At 33.2% G+C, this 22,978-nt stretch carries 22 protein-coding genes; 13 read left to right on the top strand and 9 right to left on the bottom strand.

Features of this window, described 5'->3' with window-relative positions; all coding sequences use genetic code 11:
* Positions 1-378: 378 nt before the first annotated feature.
* On the bottom strand, positions 379-1,296 hold the full coding sequence (locus tag LQ686_RS09445) for a nucleoside hydrolase (RefSeq protein ID WP_107590989.1): 918 nt from the start codon (positions 1,294-1,296) through the stop codon (positions 379-381).
* A 265-nt stretch (positions 1,297-1,561) separates the two neighbouring features.
* On the opposite strand from LQ686_RS09445, the gene LQ686_RS09440 reads away from it, so the two are divergent.
* Together LQ686_RS09440 and LQ686_RS09435 are read left to right on the top strand one after the other, a co-directional pair.
* On the top strand, positions 1,562-1,924 hold the full coding sequence (locus LQ686_RS09440) for a helix-turn-helix domain-containing protein (protein WP_119475279.1): 363 nt from the start codon (positions 1,562-1,564) through the stop codon (positions 1,922-1,924).
* An 18-nt stretch (positions 1,925-1,942) separates the two neighbouring features.
* Positions 1,943-2,503 carry an RBBP9/YdeN family alpha/beta hydrolase gene (locus LQ686_RS09435; protein ID WP_158258742.1) on the top strand — a complete coding sequence of 187 codons (561 nt, stop codon included), beginning with the start codon at positions 1,943-1,945 and terminating at the stop codon, positions 2,501-2,503.
* An 82-nt stretch (positions 2,504-2,585) separates the two neighbouring features.
* Here LQ686_RS09435 and LQ686_RS09430 read toward each other — a convergent pair whose 3' ends face one another.
* Positions 2,586-3,332, bottom strand: coding sequence for a transglycosylase family protein (locus LQ686_RS09430; RefSeq protein ID WP_119494881.1), 747 nt, complete (start codon positions 3,330-3,332; stop codon positions 2,586-2,588).
* Between the two features lie 616 nt (positions 3,333-3,948).
* Between LQ686_RS09430 and isaB the strand changes: the two genes are divergently transcribed.
* Both isaB and abc-f read left to right on the top strand, forming a co-directional pair.
* On the top strand, positions 3,949-4,461 hold the full coding sequence (isaB, locus tag LQ686_RS09425) for an immunodominant staphylococcal antigen IsaB family protein (protein WP_107590934.1): 513 nt from the start codon (positions 3,949-3,951) through the stop codon (positions 4,459-4,461).
* 233 nt (positions 4,462-4,694) lie between these two features.
* Positions 4,695-6,308 carry a ribosomal protection-like ABC-F family protein gene (abc-f, locus tag LQ686_RS09420; protein ID WP_107573173.1) on the top strand — a complete coding sequence of 538 codons (1,614 nt, stop codon included), beginning with the start codon at positions 4,695-4,697 and terminating at the stop codon, positions 6,306-6,308.
* Positions 6,309-6,595: 287 nt separating this feature from the next.
* Here the strand turns inward: abc-f and LQ686_RS09415 are convergent, their stop codons facing one another.
* Complete coding sequence (locus LQ686_RS09415) at positions 6,596-7,801, bottom strand: S41 family peptidase (RefSeq protein WP_158011174.1); 1,206 nt, start codon at positions 7,799-7,801, stop codon at positions 6,596-6,598.
* A gap of 68 nt (positions 7,802-7,869) precedes the next feature.
* Positions 7,870-8,472, bottom strand: coding sequence for a GntR family transcriptional regulator (locus tag LQ686_RS09410; RefSeq protein WP_025906924.1), 603 nt, complete (start codon positions 8,470-8,472; stop codon positions 7,870-7,872).
* Between the two features lie 114 nt (positions 8,473-8,586).
* Here LQ686_RS09410 and LQ686_RS09405 point away from each other — a divergent pair, with 114 nt between their 5' ends.
* The 5 genes from LQ686_RS09405 to kynA all read left to right on the top strand — a co-directional run bounded on the left by LQ686_RS09405 (position 8,587) and on the right by kynA (position 13,817).
* A complete protein-coding gene (locus LQ686_RS09405) occupies positions 8,587-9,462 on the top strand; it encodes an NAD(P)-binding domain-containing protein (RefSeq protein WP_107590936.1) in 876 nt (291 codons plus the stop codon).
* A gap of 9 nt (positions 9,463-9,471) precedes the next feature.
* Positions 9,472-10,839: a four-carbon acid sugar kinase family protein gene (locus tag LQ686_RS09400; protein WP_239733290.1), complete on the top strand. Its 1,368-nt coding sequence runs from the start codon at positions 9,472-9,474 to the stop codon at positions 10,837-10,839.
* Positions 10,840-10,863: 24 nt separating this feature from the next.
* The gene (locus LQ686_RS09395; protein ID WP_107590938.1) at positions 10,864-12,225 is read left to right on the top strand and encodes a gluconate:H+ symporter; all 1,362 of its coding nucleotides are present in this window, start codon (positions 10,864-10,866) and stop codon (positions 12,223-12,225) included.
* Between the two features lie 126 nt (positions 12,226-12,351).
* Positions 12,352-12,972, top strand: coding sequence for a cyclase family protein (locus LQ686_RS09390; protein WP_107633906.1), 621 nt, complete (start codon positions 12,352-12,354; stop codon positions 12,970-12,972).
* Between the two features lie 2 nt (positions 12,973-12,974).
* Positions 12,975-13,817 carry a tryptophan 2,3-dioxygenase gene (gene kynA / locus LQ686_RS09385; protein ID WP_025906919.1) on the top strand — a complete coding sequence of 281 codons (843 nt, stop codon included), beginning with the start codon at positions 12,975-12,977 and terminating at the stop codon, positions 13,815-13,817.
* 244 nt (positions 13,818-14,061) lie between these two features.
* On the opposite strand, the gene LQ686_RS09380 is transcribed toward kynA, so the two are convergent.
* Positions 14,062-14,844: a putative hydro-lyase gene (locus tag LQ686_RS09380; protein ID WP_239733289.1), complete on the bottom strand. Its 783-nt coding sequence runs from the start codon at positions 14,842-14,844 to the stop codon at positions 14,062-14,064.
* A 132-nt stretch (positions 14,845-14,976) separates the two neighbouring features.
* Between LQ686_RS09380 and LQ686_RS09375 the strand changes: the two genes are divergently transcribed.
* The 4 genes from LQ686_RS09375 to lrgB all read left to right on the top strand — a co-directional run bounded on the left by LQ686_RS09375 (position 14,977) and on the right by lrgB (position 18,688).
* Entirely contained in the window at positions 14,977-16,731 is a 1,755-nt protein-coding gene (locus LQ686_RS09375) for a sensor histidine kinase (RefSeq protein WP_107633907.1), read from the top strand.
* A complete protein-coding gene (locus LQ686_RS09370; protein WP_025906916.1) occupies positions 16,731-17,453 on the top strand; it encodes a response regulator transcription factor LytR in 723 nt (240 codons plus the stop codon). Before LQ686_RS09375 ends, LQ686_RS09370 begins: the two co-directional genes overlap by 1 nt.
* Positions 17,454-17,573: 120 nt before the next feature.
* A complete protein-coding gene (gene lrgA / locus LQ686_RS09365) occupies positions 17,574-17,990 on the top strand; it encodes an antiholin-like murein hydrolase modulator LrgA (protein ID WP_103360944.1) in 417 nt (138 codons plus the stop codon).
* On the top strand, positions 17,987-18,688 hold the full coding sequence (gene lrgB, locus LQ686_RS09360) for an antiholin-like protein LrgB (protein WP_025906914.1): 702 nt from the start codon (positions 17,987-17,989) through the stop codon (positions 18,686-18,688). Before lrgA ends, lrgB begins: the two co-directional genes overlap by 4 nt.
* A gap of 50 nt (positions 18,689-18,738) precedes the next feature.
* On the opposite strand, the gene LQ686_RS09355 is transcribed toward lrgB, so the two are convergent.
* The 4 genes from LQ686_RS09355 to ahlS form a co-directional block, all read right to left on the bottom strand.
* On the bottom strand, positions 18,739-19,116 hold the full coding sequence (locus tag LQ686_RS09355) for a GtrA family protein (protein ID WP_103360800.1): 378 nt from the start codon (positions 19,114-19,116) through the stop codon (positions 18,739-18,741).
* Between the two features lie 27 nt (positions 19,117-19,143).
* Positions 19,144-20,427: a kynureninase gene (kynU, locus tag LQ686_RS09350; RefSeq protein WP_107565565.1), complete on the bottom strand. Its 1,284-nt coding sequence runs from the start codon at positions 20,425-20,427 to the stop codon at positions 19,144-19,146.
* 275 nt (positions 20,428-20,702) lie between these two features.
* Complete coding sequence (locus tag LQ686_RS09345; protein ID WP_103360802.1) at positions 20,703-21,833, bottom strand: zinc-dependent alcohol dehydrogenase family protein; 1,131 nt, start codon at positions 21,831-21,833, stop codon at positions 20,703-20,705.
* A 26-nt stretch (positions 21,834-21,859) separates the two neighbouring features.
* A complete protein-coding gene (ahlS, locus tag LQ686_RS09340; RefSeq protein ID WP_107572915.1) occupies positions 21,860-22,708 on the bottom strand; it encodes an AhlS family quorum-quenching N-acyl homoserine lactonase in 849 nt (282 codons plus the stop codon).
* Positions 22,709-22,978: the final 270 nt, after the last annotated feature.

The raw sequence follows: 22,978 nt of genomic DNA, 5'->3' as shown, positions 1-22,978 counted from the left end.
TTAACACCTTATTCAAAAAAATTAAAATGGACGGTTTATTTGAATATGTTTTCTTAAATACAATCTGGCTTGACTAATCGTAGGAAATAGGCGCCTCGTATTTATCAAGACTACCTAAACAAGCAACATAGAACGCCTGTATGTTGCAAGACTGCCCAAACAAGCAACATAGAAACTCCGTATGTTGCAAGACTACCTAAACAAGCAACATAGAACGCCTGTATATTGCAAGACTGCCTAAACAAGCAACATAGAACGCCCGTATTTATCAAGACTGCCTAAACAAGCAACATAGAGCTCATCTCCCTCAAATTTCCCATATGAAAGAGACTGGAATGCAATATTCCAGTCTCATTATTTTATATGAATAATGTTTGTTTATTGATTTTGATGTATTGCTTTAATAAAGTCTACAAATTTTTCTCGGAATTGTTCGTTTTGTGCATGCATACATACTTCTACTTTACCTTCATCACTAAATTCTGTGTATGTACATCCTGCTGCTTGTCCTTCTGTTATGACAGATACATCGGCACGCTGTGTTGTAAACATTTCTGGATATAATAAGTAGAAGATTGTACATAAGTCATGAATGATATGTTCATGTTCTTCGCCGGCATTTACATCGTTGTATGAAGATAACATATCTATAATGATGTTTCCAAAGTCTCCTTGTGTTTGAATAATATTTAAATCATCTTTATTGATCATAGTTTCTCTCGTTACATCAAGTCCACACATTACGATTGGGACATCTTGATCGAAAACAATTTTTGCTGCATGTGGGTCTACAAAAATATTAAATTCTGCAACGGGCGTAGCGTTTCCTCCAACTGCTGCGCCGCCCATTAACACGATTTGTTTAATGTTCTTTTTAGTTTCAGGGAATAGTGAGAATAACAGCCCTATATTTGTTAGTGGCCCAATTGGTACGAGTGTAATAGGTTCTTCAGAATTCAAGATAGTATCTCTCATTGCGATAACAGCATGTTCTTCTAGAATATCATTATGTAAAGTGGTATTGATTTGAGCATTTCCTATACCATTTTGACCATGTACATGTTCTGCTGTTTCAAGTGTATTAATCAGTGGTTTATCTACACCTTTAGCAACTGGCGTATTTGAATGAAAGTAACTTACAATATCTAATGCATTTTGAGTTGTGTGTTCAATGCCTACATTACCACCAATAGTTGTGATTAATTTTACATCTAATTCTTTACTATGTAGTGCTGCAGAAATCGCTATAATATCATCAATTCCAGGGTCCGTGTCAATAATAATCGGGATTGTCATGTTGTTCGCTCCTTTATCGATATGATATATATAGTATAACAAAGTACAATTATAATTACGGAATGTACGATTAATAGCATTTTTTGAAAATAAGACGGAAGGTAGAGTAACCTCTTAAAATAAATGACGTATTGTAAAAAAAGTATATAATGGTGTTAAAGGTTATGATCATGCGTTTGCAACTTCAAGTTGATATGGGTGCAAAGTATAGTATCGGGATATTTTAAAGTAGTCGTTATATAGTAAACATAAGGAGTTGGTTGATATGAATATTGGAGCTAGAATTAAAGAAGAGAGAGAAATTAATGGATGGTCTCAAGAAGAACTCGCTAACAAATTACATGTCACAAGACAAAGTGTTTCTAAATGGGAACTCGGTAAAGTATATCCAGGTATAGATATACTCGTGCAAATGAGCGATATCTTTGATGTTTCTTTAGATGAGTTAATCAAAGGGGATAAAAATTTAAAAAACACGATTATTGAGACTTATCGAAATGACCCTAACCATAATCAAAATAATTATAATCGCCCGATGAATGGTTGGGAGTTCTTATCAAGATATTGGTGGGTCGTAATTCCATTCGGAGGTATTATAATAGGTATCATTAATGCGCTCTTACAATAAATAGAATAGGTGATGAATATGGATAAACATTTATATATAGCACATGGCTATACTGCAAACAGTAAAAAGCATTGGTTTAAATGGTTAACAGAACAAGTTGACGATATAGATAGTAAAATATTGGACTTTCCTAATTCATCAAATCCAGTGTTAGAAGATTGGAATAAGACTTTATTAGATGAAATAGATATAACGAGTGGTAATAATGTAATCGTTGCACATAGTTTAGGTGTTGTGACGGTATTAGATTATCTATCTAGATTTGAAGGAGAATGGAATGTTAAAGGACTTGTTCTTGTGGCAGGCTTTTATGAAAAGATTCCTAACTTGAATAAAATTGATACTTACATGGATCAAACACATGTAGATTTTGAGAAGATTATTAAACAAGTACCCAACATTGTGAGTGTCATAGCGTCTAATGACCGTTTAGTCCCGCGAAATTTAAGTGAAAGATTGGCAGAAAAGCTTCAATCTGAAGAGGTTATTGTTGAACATGAAGGACATTTCTGTGATTCAGATGGTTATACTGAGTTTCCAGAAGTTGCACAAATCGTAAATGATATGTTTAATAAATAAAATATATACAAAAAAACGCCCCTGGCTATTGCCGGGGGCGTTGGATTAATGTGTTGAATAAAATTTTAATACTGCTTATATATTATGCAGTTACCCATTGTGAAGCGCCTGCAGTGTTGTATAATTTAACAGCTGCTGCATCTTGTACTGATTCTGGAGCTTCTGTTGGAGATTTACCTACCCATTCAGATGGTGCTACTGAATCCCAAGTGCTTTGTAAGAATTGGTATTTACCTGCTGCACCTGAAGTTGGGTTAACAGCTTTTAAGTCTCCGCCAGATTCACGTTGAGCAATAAGTTTTAAGTGATCATTAACATTTACACTTGAACCTTCAGAAGCTGAAGATGAAGGTGTAGATGTTTGAGTTGTTTGTGTAGTAGTTTCTTGTGTTTGTTGAGTTTGTTGTGTTTCTTGTTTTGGTGCTTCTACTTGTTGAGGTGCTTCTTGAGTTGCTTGTTCATTAGCTGTGTTGTTTGCTGCTGGAGCTGGAGTTTGTTCAGCTACGTTTTCTTCAGCTACTGGTTGTTGTTGCTCAGCTACAGGAGCTTGAGTGCTTTCAGAGTCAGCTGCATTAGTTGCATGGTATTCCCAAGTAAAGTTATGACCATCTGATTGGAAGTTATACTCGAAACCATCTAATGTGAAGTTAATGTTATATGCGCCTTCTTGAATTGCATGTTCATTAAGTTCTGGTGAATTAGATTGAGCTAATTGAGCTAATTGCTCTTTATTTACGTCCTGTTCAGCTGCGTCTGCTACTTGTGTAGATGCAACACCTGTTGCTCCGATTGCTACTGCTAATGATGAAGTTAAAAATGCTTTTTTCATAATTTTAAAACCCTCCGAATAATTTTTTTATTTATAGTATCTTTTTTAAGATGATAATTTCTTTGTTAGTTAAAAATTCTTCCCTTAAATTTGGGACAAGACAACAATAACATATATAGAGGCTTTGTAAATTACAGTCAAATAACAAAAGATTACAATGTAGAAGAAATAATGTAATAATGAATTACGTTCGTTATATTTTGTAATATTACACCTAAGTTTACCGATTGTATACAATTGGATGATAAAATAGTCGGATTTTATATAATGAAATAGAATCCTTTCATGACAGTTTTGAAAGTAGATATATAAAATTTTAAATTCGATTTCATTACTAAGAAATAAGATCATAGAATAAAAATGTAAAATTTTAGATGTGTAAAATGAATCAATCATATTTTGTTTATGAAAAGTTCATTGCAAGAATTTAATGTTTCTTATAATGCTTCTATAGTAAGTGCGCGTATGTTTCAGCATGATTATGACAATAATAGACTGAATTATCAGTAATATTACTAGTGCTATACCTACAATCCTCTTGTGTAATATTTTTGATATCATTGTAATATTGTTGTAACATTAAGGTATACAATTATACTAAAAGGGAGTGATGATAATGAATAAAATAACTAAATTAACAATTGCAACAGGAATTTCTTTCGGAACAATTTTTGGTATTGTAGATTTTCCTGGTCAAGACGGTCATGAAGTTGAAGCAGCCACAACACCTTACTACACTTATAAAGGTTACACCGGTCATGACGGTAGTTTTATTTTAGATTCAGCTTTCATCAATGCTTTAGTGTATAAGAACGTTACAATGAATAATTATAGAATTGTTCAACCACAATCTTATGAAGGAAATATTTATACGCATAGAACTTCATACGATCAAACATTCTATTTCGGAGGAAAATATGAAGAAGAATATGCTGCAAGTGCTAAATTCCCAGTGAAAAAGCATCACATTTCAAAAGCACAAATTCTTAAAGCTTACGGAAATGATTATACTATAGAAGAAACTAGTAACGGAGATGAATATAGATTCCTAGTAGGCGGCAATCTTATCATATTTACAATAGATGATAATTACGTCACAACAGTTAATATTGGTGAGAATTTAAAATAGCATAAAGACATTGAATTATTATTTTTACAACTATATAATGAAACTAACTTAAACGAACGGAGGTGTTTTAGATGTTTCTTTTAGCTCATAGTTGCAGATTTTTCGTAATCGTACGCAACAAATTTGCGGATGTTCTTCCAAAATTGGCGGAGTATGTCTTTTTTGAAGAAAAATATAGCTATAAGGAATGTCTAACACCAGCTTCCTTATAGACCGATTTTGGAGGAAGCAAAATGAATATTATTAATATGTCTAAACTATCGAAGTCTTATACAGGTGATCTCATCTTTGAGGATATTAAATATGACTTAAATGAAGGAGATTGCGTAGGACTAGTTGGAAGAAATGGTGAAGGTAAGAGTACATTATTGAAATTGATGGCTGGTATCGAAGTGCCGACAGAGGGGCAAATAAGCTGGCAAAAGAACATTTCAATTGGATATTTAAACCAGTTACCACAGTATGAAGCAGATAAAGAAATTTATGAGTGTTTATCAGAAGTATTTAAAGAAATCAATCACGTCTCTCAAAAAATGAAATTTTTAGAAGATGAAATGGCAAATAATGCAGATGATTTAGAACGTTTATTAAAGCAATATGGCGCATTGCAAGAAACATTTGAAGAAATAGGCGGATATGAAAGAGATGCACTTATAAGAAGAGTTAGTCATGGTTTGAAAATTGATCAATTATTAAATCAAACGTGGGGGAACCTCTCTGGAGGAGAACGTACTAAAGTAGGACTCGCTCAAATATTATTGCAACAGCCTAAACTACTATTATTAGATGAACCAACCAATCATTTAGATATTTCTTCTATTGATTGGTTAGCAGATTTTATTAAACAATATAATGGTGCAGTTATGATTGTATCGCACGATCGATACTTTTTAGATGAAACAGTCAATCAAATATTAGAAATCGATCAAGGACATCTGCACATTTATCACGGTAATTATAGTTATTTTGTGAAAGAAAAAGAAGCACGCATTATACGTGAATTTGAAGCATATCAGACACAACAGAAGAAAATTAAAAAAATGGAAGACTCCATTAAACAATTAAGATTGTGGGCGAGTCAAGCAAAGCCACCAAATGCTGCAATGTATAAACGTGCGAAAAGTATGGAAAAAGCATTAAATAGAATTAAAAGATTAGATAAACCAGTACTAGAAAATAAAAAAATGAATGTAAACTTAACAGAAGGACAGCGTGTCTCAAATGATGTGATTGAATTCAAAAAAGTTTCTAAAATGTATGAAGATATACTATTCGAAGATATCGATTTACTTATTAGAAGAAAAGAACACGTATCCATTATCGGTAACAACGGTACAGGGAAAAGCACATTATTAAAAATGATGATGCATCAAGTAGAACCAGACGATGGAGAAGTCCATTGTGCTTCAAACTTAAGAATAGGTTACTTATCTCAACATACGTTTGAAAATATAGAAAATCAAACAGTCATAGAAACATTTAGAGATGTCGTGCATGTAACAGAAGGGCAAGCAAGACACATACTTGCACAATTTATGTTCTATGGAGAAGATGTATTTAACAAAGTGGAAAGTTTAAGTGGTGGAGAAAAAATGAGATTAAGATGGGCACAAATCGTTAACCAAGACTTTAACGTGCTCATACTTGATGAACCAACAAACCATTTAGATATAGATTCAAAAGAAACAATAGAAGAAGCCCTGTTAGAATACGAAGGTACCGTAATAGCCGTATCACATGACAGATATTTCTTAAATAAACTGTTTGATATAACGTATTTACTACAAGATAAACAACTCACAAAATATGAAGGAAATTATGATTACGTAAAAGAGAAGTTATCATGATAAAAATAAAGCGACGCCCGAAAAAGGCGTCGCTTTTCATATTATATATAGGTTTTGTAACGGTTTTGTATAGGATTTTGGACTGGCTAACGCTCAAGAGTGGAAAACAAGATCGTTAGAAATTCTAACGCTCAAGAAACCGAAACAAGATCGTTAGCGCATGAGAACTAGCGCAAAAAATGAAAAAAAGTCGCTCTAACGCTCAAGAGTGGGAAACAAGATCGTTAGAAATTCTAACGCTCAAGAAATCAAAACAAGATCGTTAGCGCAACATTTTTCATTTAACTTTAAAGTGAAGTAAATCTATTTATAGCTGTTTCTAAGATGATATCTTTTTCTAGTTCTTTTGGTGTCCATGGAATATAGTGGTCTACTGGTATACCTGTTTTTCCCATACTTTTACCTAAATCTACATTTCCGTCTTTAGAGTGTGGGACGCTTAATTTATATTTACCGTTAATATCGACAAACATAACATTACTATAATCGTTCATACCTTTAGTAGGTCTACCTATAATTTCAATATTTTTAAATTCATGTGCAAATTTTACAAAGTTATCTCCTGAACTTCCGCATTCAAAGTCCGCTAGTACCTTTACATCTGGACATTTTTCTTGAATGCCTTCAATCGTATCAGGTTCTGGATTGTCATTGATATTAACAAGTCCTTTATCATAGTTATCTTTATATAGATTTAAAATTGATTTATATTCATCGAGATCATCTGAATCTGGCATCTGTTTTATGAGTTCAGAAATTATATGTATTCTTTCATCGCAATATGCTTTTGTAAATCTATGATAATATGGCGTATCATCAGTTATTGTAATACTTTCACTTGTTAAATAAGGTAATAACTTTAAATAAGCTAAATCTGAACCACCGCGATTACCTCGCACATCAATAATAATTTGTTTCGCATTTAAAAGTAAGTTTTTATGCTTATCTATTAAGTTAGAGATTTTTAAATGATCAATAAAGTCGGTAAATTTTAAATAAATATAGGTATGTTTATTTTCGATAATGTATGATTGTTCAAAGAAATCCGGTTTATCCTTTTGTAAAATAGATATTTCTTTAGAATCGGATACGATATATTTATATTTTTTAAGTACGTCTGACCATTCCATTCTTTCTGGGTTACTGGATTTTAATAAATCATGATCATTTTCAAGTATATATTTGATTGAGTAAGAACCTAAATTATGAATAACAGAACCCGTTGGAATTTGTGGATTCCTGGAGTCTATCACATATAATTGATCATTATGTAATTGAACTCTAATATTTGGATAAAGTCCGTTAAGTTCAATTAATTTAAGATGTGAATCGTGAAATTTATTCAAATATTTAGTCATGTAAAAATAAAATTCTTCTTCACTAATATTAGAAATTTTAGATGGAAATTGTGTTATAAGTTCTTTCTTATCAAAGTAACCTGCATATTCATTAATGAGTTGATTTTCAATGATGTTAAATTCTTTTAATGTCATATGATGCACTCCATTCATTTTAATATAGTTGAATATTATTTTTTCCCTTCTCCCCACACTACATCTTCCTATGATTTCAAATAGTATAGACTGAATTCTAAGTCGTTTAATAAGTGTTCTTTCATGAGTTCTATTGCTGCTTCGGTTTGTCTTTTTTCTAGCATTTCTGCTATTTTTTGATGTTCTTCTATAAGACCTGGGCGCTTTTTATTGATAACTGTTTTGCTGAATAGGTATATATAACTTTTTAATTTACTATACGTATCTATTATAAAACTATTTTTTGTGGCGCTCATGATTTTTTGATGGAATTGATCGTTGATTTGTATAATTTCTTCTTCTGTTTTGTCGTCTCCGATTGTTGCATAACTTTTTAATTCTTCGATATCGTCTTGTGTGAATACGATACTCGCTTTTTTGATTGCGTGTGTTTCTATTAAAATACGCATCTCAAAGATATTTCGATATTCTTCTACTGTTGGTACATAAATATAACCGTCTCTTATGAAGTATTCTAATTCTAGCTGTTTTATAGCTTCTCTTATCGGTGTTCTACTAACATTATATCTTTGTGCAAGTTTGCTTTCTGTTATTTTTTCATTTTGTGTTAAGTCACCATTTATAATGTCATTTCTTATTTTTTGATATATAGATAATTCCTTATTTGCCATCGTTTTCACCTCGTTAACTTCATCTTACTATAAAAAAATTTGAAATAAAATGTATACATTTACTAAATTTTAGTATACAATACCTGTAAACGTTTACAGAAAAGGAGCATAAAAATGAAAATTGGATTTGTTGGATTAGGTATTATGGGTAAGCCAATGGTGAAAAACTTAATCAAAGCTAATAAAGATGTATTAGTGAATGATTTAAATAAAGAAGCTGAAAAAGAGGTTGAAGCATTAGGTGCGAAAGTTGTATCTATTGAAGAAATGGCTAGAGATGCTGAAGTGATGATTACGATGTTGCCTAATGGTGCTATTGTTAAATCAGTTTTATACAGTGGTGAAACGGCCGTATTAAACCAAAGTGAAATTAATGTCAAAATGGTTATTGATATGAGTTCTTTAACACCTAATGAATCTTTAGAAATTAGTAAAGTACTTGAAGAAAAAGATATTCAGTATGTAGATGCACCAGTTAGTGGAGGAGAACCACTTGCGATTACAGGAGAATTAGCCGTAATGGTAGGTTGTGATGAAGATTTATTAGAAGATATTAAAGAAGTACTTCGTCCAGTTTCTGGATCTGTTGTGAGAGTTGGTCATGTTGGTTCTGGCAGTGTTGTTAAATTGGCGAATCAAATTATCGTTAATACAAATATTGCAGCATTGTCCGAAGCGGTTGTACTCGCTAAGAAATTTGATATAGATTTGACAGAAATGCATGAAGCAATCAAAAATGGTTTAGCAGGTTCAGCAGTTATGGAAGCCAAATTCCCTAAAATGATTGAACAAGATTATAAACCAGGTGGCACTTTAAACATTAATTTAAAAGACTTGAAAAATGTATCATCAACAGCAGATACAGCAGGTTTAACGTTACCAGTAGTTAATCAAATTAAAGAAATTTATAAATCAGAAGTTGCACAAGGTAATGGTTTAAATGACCATTCAGGTATCATTCAATACTTCGAAAAAATAAATAATATGTAGGTGGAAATGATGTTAACAAAAGATTTAATAAATGAATTTAAGCATGATGATATAAACAAACATTTAGCAGATTTAAAATATAAAATTATTGTACTAGATGATGATCCTACAGGCACTCAAACAGTTAAAGATTTACCTGTATATACGAAGTGGACTGAGGAATGGATTGAAGATGGTTTTCTTCAATCCCATAATATGTTTTACATTTTGACGAATTCTAGAGCGTTAAATGAAGAAGAGACGATTTCTTTACACCAAGAGGTAAGCGCTAACATACAAAAAGTAGCTAATAAGTTGGATATACCTTATTTAATTATTAGTAGAGGAGATTCAACATTAAGAGGTCATTTTTATTTAGAACCTAAAGTGTTAAGTGAATCTAGTGACCAAGCTTTTGATGCTGTATTCTATATTCCAGCTTTCTTTGAAGGCAATAGATATACATATGAAGGCATTCATTACCTTAAAGAAGGCGAGCAATATATCCCAGTATCTGAAAGTGAATTTGCACAAGATACAACATTTGGATTTAAGTCTAAACATATGAATGACTTTATTAGCGAAAAAAGTAATGGCGAAGTTCAATCTGACGAAGTTTATCATATTACATTAGAAAACTTACGACAAAGAGATAAAGAAACGATTTTTAATGTATTTTCAAATTTAAATGACTTTGATCAAGTCGTAGTAGATGCTGTAAATGATGAGGATATGAATTTCTTTGTAGCTTGTTTGACTGAATTTTTAGCACAACATGATAAACACTTTATCTTTAGAACAGCAGCATCTTTTGTTAAAGCAATTTGTGAAACACCTGGAGAAATTATCAATTTAAATTCTTATAAAGAAAATGATAATGGTGGCATCATTGTTGTTGGTTCACATGTTAAAAAGTCATCAGATCAACTGAAATACTTATTAGACCATTCATTTATTAGTGAAATAGAATTTGACGTTACGCAAATAGCGTCAACCAATTTACAAGCTTATGTTGATGACATTACACAACTCGTTGAAAGATACATTGATAACGGTGAAGATGTTGTCATTTATACGTCAAGAGATGTTATTAGAACTGAGAACTTGCAACATAATTTAAGTATTTCTACTGCAATTTCAAATAGTTTAGTATCAATCGTTTCAAATTTAGATGTACAACCGAAGTTTATTATCGCTAAAGGTGGTATAACTTCAAGCGATGTTGCGACAAAAGGATTAAAAATTGAAAAAGCAAAAGTCATCGGTCAAATTACACAAGGGGTTCCAGTATGGCTAACAGGTCCTGAAGCGAAATATCAAAATATACCTTATGTTATATTCCCAGGAAATGTCGGAGATGAAGAAACTTTAAGCAGTGTATATGAATTAAATCGTTAAATATATAAAGAGAGAGGGATTTAAATGTTGGGAGAATACTGGCCACTGATTAGTGTTGTAATTGGTGTATTAATTTTATTAGCGCTGATTATGTACTTTAAATTAAATACGTTTGTTGCTTTAATTATCACTTCAATGTTAACAGGTATTATTCTAGGTATGCCACTTGATAAAATTGTGGAAACCATTGAAAAAGGTATGGGCGATACACTAGGTCATATTGCGATTATTTTTGGATTAGGTTCGATTTTAGGTAAGTTATTATCTGACGGTGGTGGTGCAACAAGAATTGCAGATACACTGATCAATACGTTTGGTAAAAAATATGTAACTTTGGCAATGATTATTGCATCATTTATTATCGGGATATCTTTATTTTTAGAAGTTGCATTTGTGTTATTAATTCCTTTAGTGTTTACGTTGGCTAAAAGAATGAAAATATCTAATTTACAAGTTGGTATTCCAATGGCGACTTCAATTGCCGTTACGCACGGATTCTTACCACCACACCCAGGTCCAGTAGCGATATCAGAAGCGGTTAATGCCAATATTGGCGAAGTACTGATGTATGGTCTTATCATTGGTGTACCTTTAGCAATCGTAGTCGGCGGGATCTTCCCTAAATTTGCATATGCTATTGCACCTGTAGCATTTGAAAAGAAAGGGAACACAACAAGTATAGGTAAAATTAATGATTTTAGTAATGAAAAATTACCGAACTTTGGTATTAGTTTATTAACAGCATTATTCCCAGTTATTTTAATGTTATTTGCTACGGTAGTTCAACTTATAACTGGTCATGATCAAGAACCAACAAACTGGTTTGAATCCATCGTGTACTTACTTGGTTCATCTGTTACAGCAATGCTATTAGCTGTATTATTGGCGATATATTCAATGGGTATTAAACAATCTAAGAATATGACAACGATTATGAAATCATTTGAAGAAGCTATAGGACCAATAGCAATGTTACTTTTAATTATCGGTGGGGGCGGTACATTTAAACAAATCCTCATTGATGGTGGTGTTGGTGACACAATTTCAGAAATATTCCACGGTACAGAAATGTCACCAATTTTTCTTGCATGGTTAGCTGCTGCTTTATTAAGAGTAGCACTTGGTTCAACAACAGTAGCAGCAATTTCTTCAGTAGGTATTGTATTACCATTATTACAAGCTTCAGATGTGAATATTTCACTTGTCGTACTTGCGATTGGTGCAGGTAGTATATTCTGCTCACATGTGAACGATGCTGGATTCTGGATGTTCAAAGAATACTTTGGTTTAACAATTAAAGAAACATTCTTAACATGGACACTTCTAGAATCTGTACTTTCTGTATTAGGATTGATATTAATATTAATCGTCAATTTAATTGTATAATTTTGAAACAGTCTGGGATATATGTATATGTCTCGGCTTTTACTTTTTTCATTATTACAAATTAATGTACAAAACTTGTATTAAAAGGTAATATGGTAGCGATTACATTAATAAAGGAGCATGATTATGTGGATTGATATTACACAACAATTGACGAACAATATTGCACACTGGCCAGGTGATGAGCCATTTCATTTTAAACTTTCAGCGACTAAAGAAGAAACGGGTTCTGTAAATATTGGTAGTATTTCAACAAGCACACATATAGGCACACATATGGATGCGCCATATCACTTTGATGAAGAAGGTATCAAGATTCATGAAATTGACGTCAATCGTTTAATTGGCGATGCAACATTGATAGAAATTATGGATGAAACTTTAATCACCCAGGAAATACTCAAGAAATATGATATTAAAGGGACGATTATAATGATTAAGACTAAATCAGAAGCACATTCTGAAGTGTTTCCAGAGTCAGTACCTGTCTTAACAGAAGATGCCATTCAATATTTATCTTCAATAGAGATTAAAGTATTTGGTATTGATGTGCCATCAGTAGATGATATTGACTCTAAAACGTTAGACAATCATCATGCATTTAATCAATACGACATCATTAATATTGAAAATCTATTATTAGAAAATGTATCAGAAGGTTATTATAACTTCATTGGATTACCTTTAAATATAGTAGGTGCAGACGGATCGCCAATAAGAGCGGTCATTGCTAAAAAGGGGGAGTAGTTGTGAGCGAATTTCAAGATGAATCACTTAAAGGGGAAAGTGTGAAGACAGATTTTTCGAAGGACATGACGTATAGTGAATATTTAGGTTTAGATAAAGTATTATCAGCACAACATACATTAACAGATGCGCACGATGAGAAATTATTCATTATTGTCCATCAAGTATCAGAACTGTGGATGAACTTAATTATTCATGAATTAAATTCTGCAAGTGATGATATTAAATCTGATCAATATAAACAAGCATTTAAAAAATTAGCTCGTGTAGGTAATATACAAAAACAACTCATTCAAGTATGGGAAGTATTATCAACCATGACACCAAGTGATTACTTGAAATTTAGAGATGACTTAGGGAATTCTTCAGGATTTCAATCTTTTCAAAATAGAATGATTGAATATAGTTTAGGATATAAAACAACACACGCTTTAAAAATCTATGAAAAAGACCCAAATATATATCAGCAGTTGAAAACACAACTAGAACGACCAAGTATTTATGATGAAACAATTAAAGCAGTACATAGAGCAGGATTTAACATAGACTCCGAAGTGTTAAATAGGGAAGTTACACAAAATTATATGCGGAATGATTCAGTCAAAGAAGCTTTTAAAGCAATATATTTACAATCAGACGCATACTTTGAATTGTATGAACTTCTAGAGAAATTAACAGATGTAGAAGATAGATACAGTCAGTGGCGATTTAGACATATGAAGACCGTACAAAGAATAATAGGATTCAAAACAGGAACAGGTGGAAGTTCAGGTGTAAACTATTTAAAACGGGTTATTGACCAGAACTTCTTCCCAGAATTGTGGGAATTGCGCACAGAGTTATAAGTTGAGAATGGAAGTATAGGTATTTCCAGGCCGATAAAAATAAAATAGCGACCCGGAAATGAGATTTTCAGGCCGATAAATAAAAATAGCGACCCGAAAATGAGATTTTCAGGCCGATAAAAATAAATACCGGTCCAGAAATAGAAAATATGGACCGATAAAAAAATTTACCGATCCAGAAACAAAAATGAAGCTGAGGCAATGACCGTTGCCTCAGCTTTCTGCTTTCAAAGTCCTTCTAATTCTAGCTCATTTCGCTATCTTTAACATCTGTTATAAACATATGTCCTGGTGCGTGCGTAATCATGATGTCTGGTTTGGCATCTAATGCGACAGATTGTGGTGTTACACCGCATCCCCAGAATACAGGAACTTCTCCGTCTTTAATTGTTACAGCTTCACCGAAATCAGGTTGGTCAATGTTTCCGATACCGATTTCACTTGGATTTCCAATATGTATTGGTGTACCGTGTACTTCTTTGAAATGTGTTGTGATTTCAGTAGCTTTAATTGCTTCTGACATCGTCATAGGTCGCATGCTTACTGTAATGTTTCCTTTAAAAGTACCACTTGGTTCAGCTGGTATATTTGTGATGTACATCGGTACGTTATGATTTTCTTCTATATGACGTACTGGAATGCCCGCTTCAAGCAAAGCATGTTCAAATGTAAAGCTGCATCCAATCAAGAAGCTGACCATATCATCTGTATACAACGCTTTAATATCCTCGTATTCTTGAACAAATTTGCCATCTTTATAAAGTCTGTACAATCCAACATCTGTTCTAATATCCGCTTCTTTTCCATATTTACTAAATGACTGCGATCCTACTTCGGATACATCAAGTAATGGACATGTCTTCGGATTTTTAAAGCAAAATTTCAAAAAATCATAAGCATATTTAGAAGGCAAGATGACGACATTTGCTTGGACATACCTTTTAGCCATCCCACTAGTTGGTCGTGTTAATGCGCCTTGTCTAATACTTGCTCTAATTTCCTCTGGTGATGCAGTTTGTAAATTCATGATATTATCCCCTTTCTGCATGGTTCTCCTTATTATATCATTTAAACATTATTCCGAGCTTTCTAACAATCATATGGTAAAATATTTGTTGGTATGAACGTATAGAAAAGTAAAGAAACGATAGGTGTTTATATGTTAAATTTATTTGTCTTATTATTAGAACGTGTTGGTTTAATTATACTTGTTGCCTACATATTAATGAATACCACGTATTTTAAAAATATGATGGGTGAACGTGAAAAATGGTATGTAAAATGGCGATTGATCATTGTATTTTCATCATTTGCATTGTTATCTAATTTTACAGGTGTCGCGATACATAATGGTGAAATTGTATCGAGTATGATTTATTTACATCTCGGACCAGAAGTGTCACTTGCGAATACACGTGTGTTAACAATAGGCGTTTCAGGGTTAATAGGTGGACCATTTGTAGGTTTATTCGTAGGTGTGCTATCAGGTATATTTAGAGTTTATATTGGCGGTGCTGATGCATATACATATTTAATATCATCTATCGTCATTGGACTTGTCGCAGGTTACTTTGGGGCACAAGCAATGAAGTCAAAAAGTTATTTATCCGTGAAACAAAGTGCATTAGTTGGTGCATCAACGGAAGTTATTCAAATGATTTGTATATTGATATTCTCATCTCAAAAAGCAGATGCATGGGAACTTGTTCAACTTATTGCATTGCCGATGATTATCATTAATGGATTAGGTACTGCGATATTTATGTCTATTATTATTTCGACAGTTAAACAAGAAGAACAAATGAGAGCGATTCAAACGCATGATGTATTAAAGCTCGTCAATCAGACATTGCCTTATTTTAAAGAAGGATTAACAGAATCATCTGCACATCAATCAGCAAAAATTATCAAAGATCTTATGAAAGTTTCTGCTGTTGCTATTACAAATAAGACGCATATATTGGCGCATGTTGGTGTAGCTAGTGATCATCACACACCTGATAAGACCATCATTACTGATTTATCTAAAGCAGTTATTGAAACAGGTCAACAAAAAGAAGTCTATTCTAGTAAAGATATAGGGTGTCAACATCCGAACTGTCCTCTTGAAGCGGCGATCGTTATTCCGTTATATGTACATGATGATATTGTAGGAACATTGAAGTTATATTTTACAGATCATCATGATTTAACATTTGTAGAGAAACAACTAGCTGAAGGTTTAGCTAAAATATTCTCTAGTCAGTTAGAACTCGGTGCTGTTGAAACACAACGAAAATTACTACAAGATGCTGAAATTAAGTCGTTACAAGCTCAAGTTAATCCGCATTTCTTCTTTAATGCGATTAATACAATTTCAGCATTAGTTCGAATAGATCATGAGAAAGCACGTCAATTATTATTACAATTGAGTCATTTCTTCCGTTCGAATTTACAAGGTGCGAGAAACAATACGATTACAATTGTAAAAGAATTAGAACAAGTACGCGCTTATATTGCTTTAGAACAAGCGAGATATCCCGATCACTTTAAAATTGAATTTGATATACCTGAAGAACATTATTCTGCACTTGTACCACCTTTTGTTATACAAATATTAGTAGAGAATGCGATTAAACATGCGTTTACAAGTAGAAAAGATGACAATCGCATTTGGGTCAAAGTGAGTCGTAACCATCAATCGATTCAATTATGTGTAAGAGATAACGGACAAGGTATACATGAAGATAAAATTGCTATTTTAGGTAAGACAACGGTTGCCTCTCAGTCTGGAACTGGAAGTGCGTTAGAGAATTTAAATAGAAGATTAACAGGATTATTTGGAAATCATGCAGAATTACAATTCGATTCAAGTGATAAAGGAACGAAAGTATGTACGATTATTCCACACAAATATCGAGAGGAGGAAATGTAATGCATGCGTTAATTGTTGATGATGAGCCATTAGCACGTAATGAACTGAAATATTTATTGAATCAAATTGGTTCATTTAGTCAAATTGAAGAAGCAGAAAATGTTGAAGAAACATTGGAACAACTACTGTCACACGAATTTGATGTTATATTTTTAGATATTAATTTGATGGAAGAAAGTGGATTAGATTTAGCGAAGAAAATCAATAAAATGAAACATGTTCCGCATATTATCTTTGCGACTGCTCATGACACATATGCTGTACAAGCATTTGAATTAGAAGCAACAGACTATATCTTGAAACCTTTTGAGAAAGCAAGAATTGAACAAGCGATTAATAAAATTACGAATATCGAGACACAACAATCAGTGGAGCCGAAACCTGTCAATCACGATGAAGTCTTGCCTATTGAAATTGATGATCGTATTTATGTATTGAATGTAGATGATATTATTGCGATATCTGTCAACCAAGGTATTACGACGATTAATACGACTGACAATGAATATACGACAAACGAACCACTTAGTTTCTATGAGAAAAAGCTCAGTCACGCTAAATTTATTCGTATTCATCGCGCAAGTATTATCAATAAATGGCATATACAATCGGTTGAACATTGGTTTAATTCGACGTATCAAGTGACGTTGACGGGGAATATCAAATTACAAGTTAGTCGATCATATATGAAGTCATTTAAATCAGAAATAGGGTTAGTATAATTTTCAGAGCATAGATTTTGTAACTTAGAGGTCAATTATTGCATTTCACATTGAAAACGCTTTAAAAAATGATTTTCATATTAAGATAACCTTAAGAGATTACTTCGGGAGGTTGTCAAAATGAAAAAAGTCAATAACTTCTTTCATCAAGTATTAACAATATCAATTGTATTATTAATTTCACATGTCATAGAAAGCTTTATGCCTATACCAATGCCAGCATCTGTTATCGGATTAGTGCTAATGTTTATCGCTTTAACGACAGGTATTATCAAGTTAGAACAAGTAGAAGCGGTTGGTACTGCATTGACGAATAATATCGGATTCTTATTCGTTCCAGCGGGTATTTCAGTAATCAACTCATTAGGCATTTTAAGTACGAGTCCAATACTTATCATATTACTGATTATTATTTCTACAATTTTATTACTTGTTTGTACGGGTATCTTTTCACAAATGATCATTAAACCAAGTGAAAAAGCAGCTAAACGTACGAAAGAAATTAACAATAAACGCGTGGCAGGTGATTATGCATGATGGAACATTTAGGCCTTAATACACCATATTTCGGTATCGGATTATCTGTAATATTATTCTTAGTCGGTACATATTTATTTAAAAAAACAAATGGATTCTTCTTGTTTGCGCCATTATTTTTCAGTATGGTTGGTGGTATTGTATTTTTAAAAGCGACAGGCATTCCATATGAAAATTACAAAATAGGTGGAGATATTATTAATTTCTTCCTAGAACCAGCAACAATTTGTTTCGCAATTCCTTTATACAAAAAACGTGAAGTGCTTAAAAAACATTGGCATCATATCATGGGTGGTATAGCAATTGGAACAGTAGCAGCACTTGTTATTATTTATATTGTAGCGAAAGCATTCCAATTTGGTGATGATATTATCGCGTCAATGTTACCACAAGCAGCAACAACTGCAATTGCATTACCAGTTTCAGAAGGTATTTCAGGTATTAAAGAACTCACATCATTAGCCGTGATTTTAAACGCCGTTATTATAATGGCATTAGGTAATAAATTATTGAAACTCTTTAATATTACAAATCCGATTGCGAGAGGATTAGCTTTAGGTACAAGTGGACACACACTCGGTGTCGCAGCAGCAAAAGAATTAGGTGAAGTAGAAGAATCAATGGCCAGTATTTCACTCGTTCTTGTTGGTATCGTAGTCGTAGCAGTCGTTCCATTCTTTGTTATGTTCTTATTATAGAAAAAATGACAAGCGCCTGTAACATGTTTATGTTACAGGCGCTTGTCATTTTATTTATCTACTAAAATCCATCTAGATAATATAAATGTTATTGGAATTGTAAAAATTAATCCGATAAATGGTGCAAAAGTTTCGTTTACATGAAGTAACTGTACAAACACAAATAATAATAATGTTTGTAATCCCATATTTACAACTTGTGTAATAGGAAATTGAATGAATTTTTTTACGGTAGGTTCAACTCGGTAAACAAAATAACAATTCAAATAAAATGAAATGATAAAGCTTATTATGAAACTCAATATATGACTTACTAAATATTGAATGTCGAACACTTTTAATAATAATAAATATATCCAGTAATAATTAACTGTATTGATGCCACCTACAAGTATAAATCGAATGATTTCTCCGTGTTTCTTGAACATATAGCTACTCCTTAAGTACGCAATTTATTATACGACCAGGCCACGTTTAGTACTATATTGTTCGTATAAATGATCTTGTGCAATTTCTTCTAAAATCTCAACGACTTTATAGACTTCTTCATAAGATGTATATAAAGCAATAGGTGCTAATCGAATCACATTCGGCTCTCTAAAATCAGGAATCACACCTTTATCTTTCAACGCTAAACTGATTCTATATGCTTCATCATGCACTAAACAAACATGTCCACCTCGTTTAAAATCATCACGTAAGTTCCCAACTGAATAACCATAGTCAGTTAACTTTTCATCAATTAAATACATTAAGTATGACGTAATATGAAGTGATTTCGTTCTAATTGCATGCATACCAACTTCGTTAAAAATGTTAAGCACACCTTCTAATGGTGCCATAGAGAGAATATTTGGCGTTCCAACTTGCCAACCTGAAGCATCTCGTTGATGTTCAAATGTATGATTAAGTTGGAATTGTGTTTCGTCTTTATTCCCAAACCACCCGGCCGTACCAGGACTGCGATTAAAGTGTTTCTTATTGATATATAAGCCAGCAGTTGAACCAGGTCCACCTGATAAATATTTATATGTACACCATACAGCAAAGTCTGCATCAATTTGGGTTAAGTCCATTTCAATCGCACCGATTGCATGACATAAGTCCCATCCAATGATGATTTGACGTTCCTTCGCAGCCATTGTTATTTTTGCCATGTCTAATACTTGAGCACTTCGGTAGAGAACAGTAGGTAATAGAATAAGTGCAACATCATCCGTCATTGCTTCAATAATGGCATCTTCATCAATGAATACACCATCTGAACTTTTAACAATTTTAACTGCATCGTTTGGATCTAATCCTTTTAGACGCACTTGACTATCTACTGCATAACGGTCAGTAGGGAAGTTTAAGTCATCAACTAATATTTTGTATTTATCTTTAGTCGGTTCGTAAAAAGTACTGATAGCTTGATGTATATTGGATGTCGTACTACCAACTACAACAACTTCTTCAGGACTCACACCAATTAATGGAGCCATGTTTGAAGCAATGTGCTTAGAATAATGATAATATTTGCTGTCTTCAATATTCCAAATTTTGATACCTTCTTTTTTCCAATCTTCTAATGCATTGAGCAATGATGCCTCAGCATCTTTAGAAGCAAGACCTAAAGAATTCCCATCCATGTAAATTTCGTTAGGTTGTATATAAAATCGATCACGAACATGATGTAACACATCCGCTTTATCCAAAGCTTCGGCAAATTCTTTTGTTGTATTAAATGAAGTATCCATTTGTTCATCCCCTTATAAATAATGAATCATTCTTTAAATATAATTGTATACTTTCCATGTAAAAGTCACAAAGATAATGATATTTGTAATGTGCGGATGTAGGTATGTGGGTGTGGGCAGGAAGTGAGAAGGTAGGATTGGGATTTTCAGGCCGATAAAATAAAATAGCGACCCGAAAATAGGATTTCCAGGCCGATAAAATAAAATAGCGACCCGAAAATGGAGTTTCTGGACCGATAAAAAAATTTATCGGTCCATATTTTGCATCTCAGTTATCAATTATTCATTTTGACTACTAGTCTTGCGGCGTCTCCTTTTGCTAGTCGGTCGAATCCTTCATTAATTTCATCTAGAGGCAGCGTGTCTGTTAGTAATGAATCAATATCTAAGCGACCTTGTTTATAAAGTGCGATAAATCTTGGGATATCTCTCATTGGTACACAGCTACCAACATATGAACCTTTAATGGTTCTTTCTTCTGCTGCTAAAGTAACTTGTGGAAATGAAAATTGATGTTTAGGGTCTGGTAATCCGGTTGTAACTGTTGAACCTCCACGTTTAGTGATTTTGTATGCAACTTCCATTGCTGGCACGACACCGGCAGTTTCAAATGCATACTCAACGCCACCTTTTACATAATCTTTAACTTGTTCAACAACATCATCGTCTCCTGAATTAAAAGTTGCAGTTGCACCGAGTTTTTTAGCTAATTCAAATTTGTCTGGATTAATATCTAATGCAATGATTTCTCCTGCTCCAGCTAATTTAGCGCCTAAAATTGCATTCAAACCAATACCGCCTAATCCAACAACTGCGACTGAACTGCCTGGTTTTACTTGTGCTGTATTAATAACTGCGCCTATACCTGTAATAACAGCACATCCAAATATGGCTACTTTTTCAAAAGGAATGTCTTTATCAACTTTAACGATAGAGTGCTGTGAAACAACTGCATAATCTGCAAAGCCAGAAACCCCTAGGTGATGATGCATATTATCTTCGTCATTATGTAGTCTTATGCCACCATCAAGAAGTTCTCCTTGCTCATTAGAAGCAGCGCCATTTTCACATAGTGCAGGTCTACCTTCACTACATGGTAAACAATGACCACAGTTTGGAATAAATGTACAGACAACATGATCACCAACTTCAAAGTTTGTTACGTTGTCTCCAATTTCAATAATTTCTCCTGCCGCTTCATGCCCAAGTGCCATAGGAGTAGGGCGTGGTCTACTTCCATTAATAACAGATAAATCTGAATGACATAAACCTACCGCTCCAATTTTGATGAGCACTTCATTTTGATTCGGTTTATTTAATTCAAGTGTTTCAATTTTTAACGGTTTACTTTCTGAATATGGACTAGGTAAACCCATTTCGTGCAATACTGCTGCTCGTGTCTTCATTAGCTTTCACTCCTATATGATTAACATTATTCGTAATATCCATCTGTTGATTTTCTAAAGCCTTCAAATTGATTGCCATCATGGCCGAACCAAATTTGTGCGTCTTTCTCTTTAGCGAGTCTTTTAATTTTTTCAACAGATCTTGCCCAACCAATTGAATCGTATAAAATACCAGGTGGCTTTAAAATGTCTCCCATACTTTCAGCTGTGTAAATAGCATCTGAAGCCAATATCAGTGTACCGAGTTCCTGAGTTTCTACTTCTAGTCCAATCATGCCCCATGCATGACCACTACCAAAATTCAGTACTTTAACACCTTTAACAATTTCTAAATTATCTTCATAAGGTTTAATCGTTTTCCATGTTAAATCATTTTTAATCCAAGCATCAATATCCGCCCAAATATAAGCACCAGCTTTTTGGTTACGCGCATAAGTCTGCATCGTTCCATTAAGTTCATCATCATGCACAATTATAGTTGCGTTTGTAAAATATTCAAGACAACCCGCATGATCTAAATGAAGGTGAGAAGCTACGACATAATCAACTTCGCTTGGATCGACATTAATTTGTTCAAGTCTATTAGGTAAGTAGCAAGATTCATCAGCAGTATACGGGAATGCTTTTTGAGTTTGGTTAATCCATCTACCGTTTTCCCCCATAGAGTTAGGGTTACAAGCCGTGTCGAATAAAATCTTTGCTTCAGGATGATCAATAAATACGGTGTAAATAGGGAATTCAAACATTTCATTAGGTGCATTAGGATTATCCAAAGTAGCTTGATTAGACCCAGCAATCATTAGATTCTTGTCCATTCTCATACGACCATTGTCGAGCACATAAAGCTTTATTCCTTGGTTATTTACATTTACCATAAATCATCACCTCAATCTTTAGTGTATAATTACATTATAGTTGTAATCGTTTTCAAGAACAAACAAAAAGACAAATGTAATATAGATTGAATAGGGTGATGAGGTTGGAATATGGACCGATAAAAATAATTACCGGTCCAGAAAAGAGAAATATGGACCGATAAATAAAATTAGCGACCCGAAAACGGGATTACCAGGCCGATAAAAATAAATAGCGACCCGAAAACGGGATTACCAGGCCGATAAAAATAAATAGCGACCCGAAAACGG

Source organism: Mammaliicoccus sp. J-M41, from assembly GCF_022385935.1.
In the GTDB taxonomy this organism is placed as follows: Bacteria; Bacillota; Bacilli; order Staphylococcales; family Staphylococcaceae; genus Mammaliicoccus; species Mammaliicoccus sciuri_A.
The sequence above is the reverse complement of the archived record's forward strand: the minus strand, read 5'-3'. Positions and strand labels throughout refer to the sequence as shown.

Excerpts from the sequence above, each read along its gene's own strand:
- LQ686_RS09445 (WP_107590989.1), bottom strand. The coding sequence starts at position 1,296 with ATGACAATCCCGATTATTATTGACACGGACCCTGGAATTGATGATATT.
- LQ686_RS09440 (WP_119475279.1), top strand. The coding sequence starts at position 1,562 with ATGAATATTGGAGCTAGAATTAAAGAAGAGAGAGAAATTAATGGATGG.
- LQ686_RS09435 (WP_158258742.1), top strand. The coding sequence starts at position 1,943 with ATGGATAAACATTTATATATAGCACATGGCTATACTGCAAACAGTAAA.
- LQ686_RS09430 (WP_119494881.1), bottom strand. The coding sequence starts at position 3,332 with ATGAAAAAAGCATTTTTAACTTCATCATTAGCAGTAGCAATCGGAGCA.
- isaB (WP_107590934.1), top strand. The coding sequence starts at position 3,949 with ATGAATAAAATAACTAAATTAACAATTGCAACAGGAATTTCTTTCGGA.
- abc-f (WP_107573173.1), top strand. The coding sequence starts at position 4,695 with ATGAATATTATTAATATGTCTAAACTATCGAAGTCTTATACAGGTGAT.
- LQ686_RS09415 (WP_158011174.1), bottom strand. The coding sequence starts at position 7,801 with ATGACATTAAAAGAATTTAACATCATTGAAAATCAACTCATTAATGAA.
- LQ686_RS09410 (WP_025906924.1), bottom strand. The coding sequence starts at position 8,472 with ATGGCAAATAAGGAATTATCTATATATCAAAAAATAAGAAATGACATT.
- LQ686_RS09405 (WP_107590936.1), top strand. The coding sequence starts at position 8,587 with ATGAAAATTGGATTTGTTGGATTAGGTATTATGGGTAAGCCAATGGTG.
- LQ686_RS09400 (WP_239733290.1), top strand. The coding sequence starts at position 9,472 with ATGTTAACAAAAGATTTAATAAATGAATTTAAGCATGATGATATAAAC.
- LQ686_RS09395 (WP_107590938.1), top strand. The coding sequence starts at position 10,864 with ATGTTGGGAGAATACTGGCCACTGATTAGTGTTGTAATTGGTGTATTA.
- LQ686_RS09390 (WP_107633906.1), top strand. The coding sequence starts at position 12,352 with ATGTGGATTGATATTACACAACAATTGACGAACAATATTGCACACTGG.
- LQ686_RS09380 (WP_239733289.1), bottom strand. The coding sequence starts at position 14,844 with ATGAATTTACAAACTGCATCACCAGAGGAAATTAGAGCAAGTATTAGA.
- LQ686_RS09375 (WP_107633907.1), top strand. The coding sequence starts at position 14,977 with ATGTTAAATTTATTTGTCTTATTATTAGAACGTGTTGGTTTAATTATA.
- LQ686_RS09370 (WP_025906916.1), top strand. The coding sequence starts at position 16,731 with ATGCATGCGTTAATTGTTGATGATGAGCCATTAGCACGTAATGAACTG.
- lrgA (WP_103360944.1), top strand. The coding sequence starts at position 17,574 with ATGAAAAAAGTCAATAACTTCTTTCATCAAGTATTAACAATATCAATT.
- lrgB (WP_025906914.1), top strand. The coding sequence starts at position 17,987 with ATGATGGAACATTTAGGCCTTAATACACCATATTTCGGTATCGGATTA.
- LQ686_RS09355 (WP_103360800.1), bottom strand. The coding sequence starts at position 19,116 with ATGTTCAAGAAACACGGAGAAATCATTCGATTTATACTTGTAGGTGGC.
- kynU (WP_107565565.1), bottom strand. The coding sequence starts at position 20,427 with ATGGATACTTCATTTAATACAACAAAAGAATTTGCCGAAGCTTTGGAT.
- LQ686_RS09345 (WP_103360802.1), bottom strand. The coding sequence starts at position 21,833 with ATGAAGACACGAGCAGCAGTATTGCACGAAATGGGTTTACCTAGTCCA.
- ahlS (WP_107572915.1), bottom strand. The coding sequence starts at position 22,708 with ATGGTAAATGTAAATAACCAAGGAATAAAGCTTTATGTGCTCGACAAT.